This window comes from Shewanella sp. 10N.286.52.B9 (assembly GCF_002873635.1).
Classification (GTDB): Bacteria; Pseudomonadota; Gammaproteobacteria; order Enterobacterales; family Shewanellaceae; genus Shewanella.
Map to the genome: position 1 here is coordinate 61,274 of NZ_MCTY01000177.1, position 13,442 is coordinate 74,715.

Consider the following 13,442-nt stretch of genomic DNA (forward strand, 5'->3'; position numbering starts at 1 on the left):
TAGTCTTGATAATCATCCATGTGGCAATGACATAAGCAACAACAATGATAATTTGTCATTGGGAAAGGCTGTAATGAACATATGTATTAATGTGCATTCGCAGTCAACGTCAGCACAAAACACTATTGCTCAATGACAGCATTGCTCAATTACAGCACCGCTGGATAACGCCATTCAACACCAAACCAGTTGTGGTAGGCCATTTAAATCCAGTTTATCGCCATGGGCTGCTATCGCAAGCGCTTGGGGGGCAGATGATTTATCTTGCTGTATTGCATCCACTAACCCTTGCTGCGCCGTGGTTTCACCGTGGACTAATATCAATGGTGGTTGATGATTAAAATGACGATACCAGCGCAGTAATTCAGCTTGATCGGCATGGGCAGACAAGCCGCCTATGGTATGCAACTTAGCAGCAACTTTTACCGATTTCCCGCGAATTGTCAGTTCAGGCTGACCATCTACCAGCGCTCTGCCCGGCGTGCCTTCTGCTTGATAACCACAGATAATGACATCACATTCTGGGCGCCATAAATTATGTTCGAAATGACAACGAATTCGCCCGCCGTTACACATTCCACTACCAGCAATGATAATCAGCCCCTGATGTACTTCGTTCAGCAGCATTGACTCATCGGTGCTTTGGGTAAACTCAACATTAGATAACAGTGGGTGCTCACCTGGATGCATGCGGGTAAAGCGTTTAAAGTCTTCATCCATTAACGGGTAATTATTGATATACACTCGGGTCGCCTCAATAGCCATCGGGCTATCTAAGCAAATTTTCCAACGAGACAAATCCCACTCTTTGGCATACAAATGAAATAAATACAGCAATTCTTGTGCTCGCCCCACCGAAAATGCTGGTAGCAATATATTGCCGCGACTTTCGGTTATCGCTTTGGCAAAAATTTGTTTTAACTCAGCAATGGTTTCATCCCAACTACGGTGTAAACGGTTACCATAAGTACTTTCCATTAAGACTAAATCAGCATTATCAATTAAGGTAGGGTCTCGTAGAATCGGCATGCCTGCACGGCCAAGATCACCACTAAAGACTATGGTTTTCTGCTGACTGCCCTCACCTAGTTGTAACGAAACAATAGCCGAGCCTAAAATATGCCCAGCATCAAACAGTCTTACACTAACATGGGGCACGATTGGGTTTTCGACTTGGTAATCGAGCGGCACGAACTGCGATATCGCCTTATCAACATCTTGTTGATCAAATAAAGCGGAGATTGGTTCGAGCTGTTGTTTCTTACGCTTCTTATTCAGCCGTTCATTATCGCGCTGCTGCAGCATGGCGGCATCTTTTAGCATTACAGTGCACAGTTCAGCCGTAGCTTTATTGGTATAAATAGGGCCATCAAAACCTAACTTTGCTAATAAAGGCAAACGGCCGGAATGATCAATATGGGCATGACTTAAGACCACCGCATCGATAGTGCTTGCCTCAAAAGCAAACGGCTCATGATTTCGCAGTTCAACCGCCCTGCCACCTTGAATTAAACCGCAATCTAACAACACTTGTTTACCGTCGATAGTTAATAAATGACAGGAACCTGTTACCTCTTGAGTTGCCCCTAAAAAACGCAGTGTCATTTCCATGGTAACTTCCTCAGTTTTCCCTTGAGTCGTTCCTTAATCATAGACTATGACAATAAATTAGATGCGAATAAGCCATTGGTAAGTGCATATAATTAACAGATAGAGAAGTGCTAAGAAAGTGAGTATGGAGAAAGAGTCAATAAGTTAAAAACACACAGGCAACAACCCACTTAAAGTAAGTGATTAATAGCCCTTTAACCCGATAGGATCTATTACAACAATCAAACGAGAAAGGCTATTTTTGTAATTTAAGTCAGTTACTTAGTTGCATCAACTGCATCAATTACAATAGTGCCCTAGCGGCGTGATATACATTGGCTGATAATATTAAGATTAAACTCATGTTCTCTGCAAAACGGCGAGATTTATCGGTGAAATGATTGAGTTGTTTTGTGGTTGGCTAGCTACATTTTCACTCGTGTTAGCTTGTTGAGTGAGATAGTTAAGCAAACAACTGCTGTAATTAGATGTGGCCTTTGCCACTTGTGAGCCATCATCAGTGCGGATTAAAATAGTATCACCCACTGCAAACTCGCCTTTTACCGAAAGAATACTAGCACTGGTGATCACATCATCATGCTGACTAATCGCTGCATGTTGATCTTCAATCACCACCTCACCTCGCTCGCGGACAGTATGAGTCATCCAATGCTGCTCTGGTGACATCGGGGTTTTACAAGACACAAAATGCGAGCCTGGGTTTTCATCTTGCAGCAAGGCGCTAAAAGTTTGATGATTAAAGCCATTAACTACATAAGTATCAATGCCATGAGCAACCGCTTTTTCAGCCGCCTCTATTTTGGTTTGCATGCCGCCAGTGCCCATTGAGCTGGTTGCACCGCCTGCCATTTGATAAATAGACTCGTCAATAACATCAATGGTTTTAATCAATTTAGCATCAGCATGTTGCTGGGGGTTTTTATCAAACAATCCATCAACGTCAGTACAAAGGATTAAGCCATCTGCCCCTGTTGATGCCGCAACCATAGCGGCGAGATTATCGTTATCGCCAACTTTTAACTCTTCAGAGGTCACCGTATCGTTTTCATTTACGATAGGTAATACCCCATGCCCCAATAAGGATTCTATGGTTTCTTTAATACTGGCATAGCGTTCTTTATTACATAAATCAGCATGGGTCAGAAGAATTTGCGCAGTGGGAAAGTCAAATAACTTATCCCAAACTGCCATCATATTGGTTTGTCCGGCTGCTGCCATGGCCTTTTTTAGGGCAATTGACGGTGATTTAATATCAATCCATTGACGACCAGCAGCAACTGAACCCGAAGAAACCAAAATAACTTGCTTTCCCTGCTTACGACAACGAAGTATAAATTGCGCAATACTCAGCAGGTGATGCGAACTACAACCGTTGTTTTCAGGGGCAATTAACGCACTACCCACCTTTATCACCAATCGTTGATTGGATTTAATAGACATGAGTAGACCTTATGATAATTGTTGAATTAATTGATGATTAACATCTTTAAATGTTTTTTGGATCTCAGCAGATGGCGCTTTGGTTATTAAACTCACTAACCAAATCGATACTGCACTGATGAAAAAGCCCGGCAGCATTTCATACACTACACTGCTTAAGGTTTCACCATTAGCTAATACAGGTGCAAAAATCCAAAATAATACCGTCACAGTACCAGTAATTATGCCGGCTAAGGCCCCTTCATAAGTCACCTTTTGCCATAACAAACTAAATAAAATCAGCGGACCAAATGCCGCGCCAAAGCCTGCCCAAGCATTACTGACAATAGATAAAATACTACTCGATGGGTTCATTGCGATAAAAGATGCCACAACAGCTACACCAAATACGCAAAGTCGGCCAATATTCACCGCTGTTTTATCAGATACTGCTTTTTTGCTGTAAGCACGATAGATATCTTCTGTCAGTGAACTTGAAGACACTAGCAATTGTGAAGAAATGGTACTCATTACCGCTGCTAGAATTGCCGCTAATAAAAAACCGCCAATTAAAGGATGAAATAACACTTCAGAAAAGAAAATAAAGATAGTTTCAGGATCGGCAAGCGTGACTTCAAATTTACGCGTATAAGCCACCCCCGTTAAACCCGTCGCTAAAGCGCCAATAATGGTCACTGTCATCCAGCTCATACCAATCCGGCGAGCTGTTTTGATATTTTTAACAGAGTCTATCGCCATAAATCGAACAATAATATGCGGTTGACCAAAATAGCCCAGTCCCCATGCCAAGCTAGATAGCAGCGATACCAGAGTTAAACCAGATAAGCTTTCACTAAAAGAAGGAATCGTCTCAAGTGAATAATTCATCATACTTGATGGACTATCAAAATGCGTGAACGCCACAACAGGCACTAAAATAAGGGCAATAAACATAATCACACCTTGGACAAAGTCTGTCATGCTTACGGCTAAAAAGCCGCCCATCAAGGTATAAGCCACCACCACTAGCATGGTAATAACAACGCCAGTTTGATAGTTCATTGCAAACGCGGTTTCAAATAACTTACCACCGCCAACAAGACCTGCTGAGGTGTATAAAGTGAAAAATATGATGATGACTACAGCTGAAATGAGGCGGATAACACCATTTTCTTTATCAAATCGTTTACCAAAAAAATCTGGCAAGGTTAACGAGTCATTGGTTTTTTCGGTGTACAAACGCAGCTTAGGCGCCACAAGTTTATAGTTAGCCCATGCGCCAATCACTAAGCCTAGTGCAACCCAAATAGTATCAAACCCTGAAACAAAAATGGCACCGGGTAATCCCATTAGCATCCAACCACTCATATCAGATGCACCAGCAGATAATGCGGTCACTTGAGGGCTAACTTGGCGGCCGCCAAGCATATATTCAGAAAGATTAGCTGTGGATGTTTTTGCGGCGTAGATACCGATAGCTAACATGAGTACAAAATAAACCCCTAATGAAATATAGGTATATTCCATTATTTACCAGCCTTATTTATTTTAGTTAGCGGATAAAAAATATAAGTACTAAGAATTAACCATAAACATATTAATCCCACTGTATGTTTCGCTATTTCAACTGAACGTGTTGTTAATTGTTGCAGATAACTGGGACTGTCACATGAACTGGTTTCGCCTTGCATTTAATTCTACCTCTAATAATTAGTACTCTAACTATTATGTTATAGAATTATTACACTAAGATCAACCGAGCAAATTCCAAGCTGATATTTTACAGTAGCTTAATGACCGCTAATTCTTACGACATGAAAATAAATCATTTGAGTTAATCCCATTTTTGAAAAGTGGTTATTGTTTAAAAGCGAAAATGGTTAGTATTCGACTCGAAAGCAGCTAAGACTTATTGCTAATAGACAATATGGACTGATAAAAAATAAGGTTAGTGTTATCCTACACTCATGGCTAATAACTAGAAGAAGCAATGGAAAAATACGAAGAACTATTAATATCGATACGTAAAGTGATTCGAGCAATTGATTTGCACTCAAAACAGTTGAATAAAAAGTCTGGTATAACCGGGCCTCAATTAATGATCATGCAAGAAATCGCCGGTATTAATGGTGTTACAGCGAGTCAAGTGGCTAAAAATATCAACTTGAGCGCTGCAACTGTGACTAACATTTTAGACCGCTTAGAAAGCAGAAATTTGATTCAAAGGGTCCGAAGTGAGCAAGATAAAAGACGGGTTAGTTTATATTTATCTGATGAGGGCAAGGCTTGTTTACTTGAAGCGCCTAAGCCATTGCAGGAGCATTTTATTCAAAATTTCTGCGCATTAGAAGAATGGGAACAATCTCAGCTTTTATCATCAATGCAACGTATTGGCTCTATGATGGATGCCAACGAACTCGATGCAGCGCCAGTACTTGAGGTCGATCCCATTTATAAAAGCACTGAATTACCTGCAGAATAACCATCACAATGGTTTAAGAATATAGCCAATTGATAAAGTAGAGGGGTAAAATGGAACTTATAATATCCCTCTATTTACGTAAATCAGCCTCCACAGTCAAAGTTCTGAGTTCAGATAATCACTGCAACGCTATAACGAAGATTGCCTGCCACTAATCTTAAAGTTCACTCAGCATGATGACAGGCAGTCATAACTCTTAAAAGCTCAACCTGATTGAAGTGACTGCTTTCCGTTACTTTCGTTAACCCCCTTCCCATATAGAATTTTAAGGCCAATATTCAGGCCTAATTCCAGGTGGCGCATGCCCACCTGGTTCTTTACCTATGGATAAGAATGTACTGACCTTTATCAAAAAAATGAATGAGACAAAAAAAATCAATTGAAAATAAAAAAGTCCACCAGCACAAAGCAGGCTTTGTACTAGTGGACTTTTATTAAGCCCTTGTAATTGGGCTAATTTAATCTTTACCATTTATTTCTAAGCTATATATTTCTCAAATTTTAACTCAAAAATAAACCTTCAAAAGCTTAAGATTGACGTCGACGCCATAACAGCGGTAATAACATTAGCAAGCCAGCGCCTAAACTACCTGCACCATCAGGCTTGCTCCAACCACTCTCTTGTTGGTTTTTCACATCAATACTGACATTGGTGCTGTATTGCTCTTCGCCATCACTCACGAAAAGTGTAAACACTAATGTTTGATCAACATCAACGTCAGGTGCAGTCACATTCAGCACTAAACCATCAGCAGTGTAATCCGCACTCATACCTGAAACTTGTGTCCAGCTATATTGTAATCCTTCAGGTTCATTGGCTATGGCTGCTGTGATCACTGTGCTGTCACCTTCATTTAGCTCTGTGTTGCCACTAAAACTGATATCAAGTGTCAGCGGTACATTAACCACTTTTACATTAACGACTTCAGTTTTCTCTAACAAACCATCACTGACTGTTAAAGTAAACTGCAGTTGCTGATCAGCACTGACTTCAGGTGCTGATAATGTTAAAACAGCATTTGCGCCATCAAACTCTACAGCTGGACCTGATGTTTGTTCCCAGTTAAAAGTGAGTTCTGCTTCATCTTTCGCAACCGTTGCAGAAGCATCAATTATTAATGCATCACCTTCATTAACCATTTCAGGTGAGTCAATGATGATATCAACATCTAGTTTAGGATTAACTGGGTCGCCACACTGTTCGCCATAGACTTCTTGAACCCACTGCGGGTAATCAACGTAAGGGTTACGGTTACCTTGGTAGGTATAAACGGCATCGTTACGTTTTATATCAGTCGCATCGACAGGATCTTGTTGGTCCCACGTATAAAGAGTACATAACTTGCCATGTAATGGCTCGTTATTGGCAACTTCATCAGCGGTGGTGATGCGATCAATCGCAATTAAATCAGGCATATTGGTATCGTTACCTTGGTAACGTGTATCCATATACATGATCATTCGCGCCACATCGCCTTTGATTTCATCTCTTGGTTCAAAACAACGTGCTGCGGCATCAAGGTAGTTACCTGGTGCTTCAGCTACCTCAGTACCGGTATCGCTACACTCGTTAAAGTCGTAATTACTCCGGGTTGAATTAACTTTAACATTGGTTGGACGCAAATGATGTGCATCGGTATAACCTAGCTGTGACTCACTAGGGAAACCATGACTTTTTGCCCAAATGTGTTCGCGGTTCCAATCAGATGTATTGCCACCGTTATTTTGTTTAGATACTGATTTACCAGTATAAAGTTCAATAACATTGCTACTATTAGATGGGTCTTCATCTGAGTAAGTCAACGCAGTCCACACTTGCTTGTAGGTCAATTGCTGATGACCTGTAGCAATGGCAACCGAGATAGCATTTTTCATTGCTTCAGCATCGTCAAAGTTACCGCTGAGTACATTGGTATAATAAACGTTGGTATCGAAGGTATTTGGATCTGCTACTGGCGTTAACTCTTCACAACCGGAACAAGGTGTAGGATCTGGCTCAGGCTCAACAGGCGTTTCAGTACAAGCAACTTCACCCATACAACCAAGGCCATCTGCAGTATTAACATCAAAGGTTAGCCATTGATTGTTATCACCTGGGAAAGCTGCTGTAGCATCGGTATCACCCGCAGTAATGCTATTTTTACGACGAAGGGTTTTGTCTTTAGTCGAAAAATTGGGGTCGTTTGGGTCTGTCCATTCTGAACCTGGATCTTCACCCAACTTACCTAAACGATCGATAACCACATCGTCTTTATAAAGGACTAGTGCATCGTCACCATTGAACCCGGTCACTTCCGATTCATCACCAACCTTGAACTCATCTGCAGCGTCTGAGTGATGAAATACACGGCTTTCACCTGCATTTAAAATACCAGATAAAATTTGAGTCTTTCCTGGGGTAGTTGACCCGTTGAAAAATAGGGTAAGTTTATACTCAGAAGCATCCAAATCTAGTGCACTAGCACCAACATTAGAAAGCTCAATCGCTTTGTTATTACTGCTTCCTTCAACATATTCGGTGATGATGAGTGCACCAGGTTCTGCTACACAGGCACCTTCACCTGGACAACCTAGCCCATCAATTGTATAAATCTCGAATCCCACCCAATCGTCTATATCAGTGGGGAATTCTGCAGATTCATCAGTATCACCCTGAGTAATACTTGCCTTTCTTCTTAACGTCATGTCTTCGGCTGAAAGAGTGTTACCGCTTGAATCTGTCCAGCTCCATTTAAGCTGTTCGCCATACTTGCCAAAGCGGTCAATGACATCCCCAGCTTTTGTGAGAACCAGTGCATCGTCACCATTAAAGTTAACGACTTCTGACTGAGTGCCTATAGTAAATACATCTGCTCCATTGTGGAATACAAGGCTCTGTCCATTAGCTAATGTTCCAGTAAGGGTTTCTGAATTAGTAGGATTATCAACACCACCATTGTTATAAGCAGAGAGAACATATTGTCCTGCATCAAGATCAATATCAGCCCCGCTCAAATTTGAAATTTCAACAGCTTTTTGTGAGCCGCTTTCCATGTATTCGGTTATAACCAAATCAGCGTTAGCAGCCGTTGATACTGCAGCTAGCAGTAGGGTAACTGCTTTAGCAACTGCATTGATTTTATTATTCATAGTCGTATCTTTTAGTTAGGTGGTGAGGTGCCACCGAAGTGAACACCTCACCGGGGGGTTGAACTTATTTGCGATTACGGCGACGAAGAGCTGATAAACCCAGAAGGCTTAACAAGCTAAGTAAACCAGTACTACCGCCACTACCATCATGTCTTTCTTCTTTTATTTCAGCGACTAACGAGTCTCGATTTTGCACTTCAATATCGAAAGAAAGTGAAGAACCCGCAACCACTGCACCGTCGCGTTCAAGAGCAACTTTAGCGCTGTAGCGCGCAGATGGCGCACCGAAGACTTCAAAGTTAACTAGGGCTTGACCATCCTGAGTTAACACCACGTTGGGCTCAACGAGTTGGCTCAAATCCAGTTGCTCTTTATCATCTTTAGGCGTCAGTTTGATGGTGGCGACATCGCCAGTCAAAGCGCCTGCAATCTCTGGGATCTGATATGGCACCTTCATTAACTTATTGAGTTTGGTCAGATACATTGAACGGCCTGAATCAGCCTCTCCAGGCAAGTAACTTAAGGTCACTAATGCTGGATCGTGATCTGAAGAGCGGAAATGGTCTTCAGCATAGAACTTATTAAATTCATTGCTGTAGTCACCCTTATACTCATTGTTGTAATCATAAAGGCTTGATTCAGCAGCGTTGATATGCCAGTCAGCAGCATCGATTACACGCTCTTCTAGCGAAGGTGAAATAAGAATGTGATCAAGTGAACCCACCTCATCGTTATAAGAGTAACTCCATGGGGTTTTACCCTTCTCTTCGAATATTTTCGAAATAATATTAATGTACCCGTAACTATTAGTAATTTGTACTGGCGAACCATCTGTATTGAACTGTGGTTTGCTACCTACAAAAGTATGGCTTGCGGTCATTAGGGTTTTGTTGCGAGGGTTTTCAGTCAGAACCAACATTGGGTCTTCTTGGCCGTAGGCGTTAAGGTCGCCTAAGATGATTTTGTCACCCTCAACGTCTTTAAGTTCTTCAGCTAATTGTACTGCACCTGAAATACGGAACTCTGAGCATGAGCCTTGAAAATCAAGATCTGGAGCATCTTGGGTCCACTTAGTAGCATCACCAAACTCAACTCCTTGCCAATCTTCCCAACAAGTTGAACCTTTAGACTTAAAGTGATTAACCGCTAGAGTTAAGCGCTTGCCTGTCTGGTTAACAAGGAAAGTAACCACAAGTGCGTCACGATGATAGTTTTGACCGCTTTCTAAAATCTCATCATTATTGTCTTTAATCACCTCGTTATTGTCATTAACAATGGTCGGCGCTTTTTGCTGTGGCATCGTAACAACACGGGTACGCTCGATGCTTAATTTACTCGGACGGTAAATAATACCTGTCGCTATCGCATCTGAACCAAGGGCATCTAGTTCATCAAGTACACCATTACCGTTATGGTCAAAGCCAACGAATACATAGCGGTTTTCGGTTGAGTATGGCTTGTCATAGTTATCTGCGTATTCGTCGTTGTAGTAAACGTTAACTTCATTAACTAAATCAGCAACAGCACCATTAAGGCCAAAACCATTATTTTCCATTTCCATCAAACCGACTACATCAGCATCTAGCGCACGGATGGCTTCTACTAATTTAGTTTTTTGTTGAGAAAATTCAGTAAAAGTATCAGCACCGCGGCTTTGGCCGAATTGGTTTTGAGCACCACCAAATGGTGAGTTGAAATAGTTAAATAAATTCTGGCTAGCTATGCGGATAGCAAACTCGTCATTTGTTACTGTTTCATCGATATCAGGGCTGTCAGTTCTAGGAAGGTTATGAACAAAGTTATTGTTATTTAGCTCGTTAGTCACAGTTAAAGCATAATCACCAAAGCTATAACTAATCACCCCTTCCATACCCACGACACTGTCATCGATACGGATGTAATTATCCTCTGGTGCGATACCAAAGTTAGGATAATAAGGGATGTCACCGTTAGCAGCAGAAGTCGAACTTTCGATAACTAAACGATAATCATCATTTTGCGCAGCTGCTGCATAAGATTCTGGTGAACCAGGTACATTAAGCTGATTCGGTTGTAGATTTGGGCGCTTGTAAGCCAAAGTAATATTATTACGGTAGCTGTCGTAGTTAAAACTGAAACTACGTGATACACGCATATCTTGATTGCCATCTTCAAGCGGATTTATATCTGCTGGCAGATTGACTAACATGCCTTCATAACGATTGAGTGTGGTTTCAAATGAACCACCATCTGATTCCAGCATTTCAATATCAGTAGCCACAGTCGGCGTGAACTCGCTATTGGTCACTTCCCAATCATCGGTCGCTAACTGAGTTTGTCCATAGCTTTCAGCGACTTCACTGCCTAAACAAATCGTGCGGCCAACTAGCTGACTATCTGCACTGCCACTTTCAACAAAGATACCATCTGAGGTTAATGGGTTGCCATCAGCCACTACATCACGTAAGTAAAAACCTTTTTTCGGTAAACCAACAACGGCTGTTACCACACCTTCAACGGCAACACTTTCACCTTTTAATGGAGATGGTCCGCCCGTACCTTGGATGTCACCAATTGTGGTTAAATCAGCACAAACAAATGGCTCATAAGCTTCAGCTAGATTTGGCGTCCCCACAGTTGAAATATCAAGTGGACTAATTACTTCCCACTGCGAAGCATTAAAGGTTGCAGAAGGAACAGGTGCATTACCTTCACTATCCATACGACGGCGCAGCGTAGTGTCTGGAGCCCAAACGCTGGTATTATCTGCAGCGCCAACACGGTCAATAATCACATCGCCATTTTTAATGTAGAAACCATCATTACCACTTAGGTAAAAATCGGTGTAACTGGTATTTGGGTCACCTTCACCAATTACGTAATCACCTCCGTTATCAGTAATGATTTGCTTATACTCGTCGCTAGCATCTTTGTTTAATACCACTAAAGATTTACCAGGTGCAATGGTAAGGCCTGATAGTAATGGCTGACCACTGGCATTGAGCATGACATTTTCATACTTACCGTTAGCCCACATATACACGGCGGTGTCATCGGTAAAGGTAAATTCATCGGTAGCGTGGGTATTGGTGATTTCCACAGAGCCCAATTCAGCCCCATAATCTTTTTGCACCATTTCGGTGATCAGTAGGTCGTTGACTGCAGCATTAGCGCCGACACTGATAATACTGGCGATGGCCAGTGAGAGAAAACTTTTCTTCATAGTAAACTCGATAATTGTTTATCTTGGAATGAAATTAGAAATACATGCGCACATAGGCATATGCAGCTTCTGGCGCTTCGCCAACTCGGGCTTCTACTGACACAACGATGTCTCTTGCTGGACGGTAGTTGAAACCTAAGCTTGCCCATTGGCGGTCTTTACCAAATTCAGCTGGCAGCTCGGAATAGTCGTAGTTAGGGCCTTCTACATCCCAACCTTCATATTGCTCATGATTTGCTGAAGCAATAATTTCCCAAGACTCATTAAGATCGTATTTACCACTTAACGTCATGCCATAATTGCGGAAAGTTTCGTATCCAAGATACGTATCACCACTCTTGCGAGTTGCTAGATCTTCATCTTCTAAAAAGGTATTGAAACCTAATGCAAAATCTGAGGTGATTTGAGCGCGAATACCTAAGCCGACAAGCATTTGCTCACCATACTTAGAGATCCCTTCTGAGCCACCACGACCTTCGACACCCACGACAACGGAAACAAAGTCTGACATCCAGCCAACATAACCGTTGACAATATCACCTTGTAAAGCACCATTCTTGTGCTTGCCTTCATAGGAATAAGAAACGCCGTACACCAAGTTTTCAAACTTAGCTTCATATTTAACGGTATTTTCTTGATCGCCTGCTTCACCGGTTTCTACCGATTTATTGAAGGTAAAATCACCAAAATGATCATACTCATCAAACGCAGTATCTGTTAAACCCAGCTCAATCCAGTGATTATCGTCAAATATATAACCGACAAACATTTTGTCGATGGCAAGTTCAAACTCGCCATCACCACCAAGCCAATTTCTACGTTGGTAATCCAGTTCTAATCGGTAGATAAAGTTTTTATTCTGTCCTGCTACACCTAACGTGGCAAAACTATCATCGACATAGCCTTTAGTATCGTAAAACTCATCATGGTTATAATCTGAATTGGTACCAAAATGACCCCCAACACCCACTTCACCAAATAGGCGAATATAATCTCCATTGTCTCCTTCTTGTAGTGTGACTGCACTTGCAGCATTCACACAGAATAAAGAGGCTAAGGCGATTGCAACGGTTGTTCTTCTAAACATCGCATTTATTTCCATTAGTAAATTTCAACCCCTTCGCAATAGGTTGAATTCGGGCTTAATAATTATTTATGTGAGGTTGATTTATCGGCAGGAAGAATATACAACGCGGTTATACATAAAACATATAACAACGAATTAACATTCAAAAGTCTTTGAAATGAACGAAGCTAGAAATATTCAGCCAATTAGATCACAATTTATCAACATGAGCAATTGAGGCTGCTCAATAAAACCGCAACCCTACACAAAACAACCATTATTAAAATGAAAAATGATTACTAAATGTATTTACACTTAAAAATTAGCAACATTTACTTCGACTATTTTTTATAAAAAAGCCTTTTGTATCAACACCACGATATTAAGTAAGCCACACTCTCATAGCAAGAAAAACTTACGATTAATATCACAAAAACACCCTTACCACTTGAGTTAACATTTATTTAATAATTATCGCATCCCGAGGTAATTATTAACCAGTCAAACCTTTTACTTAAACCGATATATTTAAT

General features: G+C 41.3%; 7 protein-coding genes. 1 reads left to right on the top strand and 6 read right to left on the bottom strand.

Features of this window, described 5'->3' with window-relative positions:
* Positions 1 to 174: 174 nt before the first annotated feature.
* The 3 genes from BCU91_RS12435 to putP form a co-directional block, all read right to left on the bottom strand.
* Positions 175 to 1,611 (bottom strand): MBL fold metallo-hydrolase, encoded by a 1,437-nt coding sequence (locus BCU91_RS12435; RefSeq protein WP_102531591.1) that lies wholly within the window; start codon positions 1,609 to 1,611, stop codon positions 175 to 177.
* 339 nt (positions 1,612 to 1,950) lie between these two features.
* Entirely contained in the window at positions 1,951 to 3,051 is a 1,101-nt protein-coding gene (gene proB, locus BCU91_RS12440) for a glutamate 5-kinase (RefSeq protein WP_102531592.1), read from the bottom strand.
* A 9-nt stretch (positions 3,052 to 3,060) separates the two neighbouring features.
* Positions 3,061 to 4,557, bottom strand: coding sequence for a sodium/proline symporter PutP (putP, locus tag BCU91_RS12445; RefSeq protein WP_102476444.1), 1,497 nt, complete (start codon positions 4,555 to 4,557; stop codon positions 3,061 to 3,063).
* Between the two features lie 463 nt (positions 4,558 to 5,020).
* On the opposite strand from putP, the gene BCU91_RS12450 reads away from it, so the two are divergent.
* Entirely contained in the window at positions 5,021 to 5,512 is a 492-nt protein-coding gene (locus BCU91_RS12450) for a MarR family transcriptional regulator (protein WP_076543138.1), read from the top strand.
* 528 nt (positions 5,513 to 6,040) lie between these two features.
* On the opposite strand, the gene BCU91_RS12460 is transcribed toward BCU91_RS12450, so the two are convergent.
* From BCU91_RS12460 to BCU91_RS12470, 3 genes are all read right to left on the bottom strand, one after another.
* Positions 6,041 to 8,641, bottom strand: a complete 2,601-nt coding sequence (locus tag BCU91_RS12460; protein WP_102531594.1) for an endonuclease — start codon at positions 8,639 to 8,641, stop codon at positions 6,041 to 6,043.
* Positions 8,642 to 8,705: 64 nt separating this feature from the next.
* The gene (locus tag BCU91_RS12465; RefSeq protein WP_102531595.1) at positions 8,706 to 11,843 is read right to left on the bottom strand and encodes an ExeM/NucH family extracellular endonuclease; all 3,138 of its coding nucleotides are present in this window, start codon (positions 11,841 to 11,843) and stop codon (positions 8,706 to 8,708) included.
* 34 nt (positions 11,844 to 11,877) lie between these two features.
* Positions 11,878 to 12,930, bottom strand: coding sequence for a hypothetical protein (locus BCU91_RS12470; protein WP_102531596.1), 1,053 nt, complete (start codon positions 12,928 to 12,930; stop codon positions 11,878 to 11,880).
* Positions 12,931 to 13,442 lie beyond the last annotated feature (512 nt).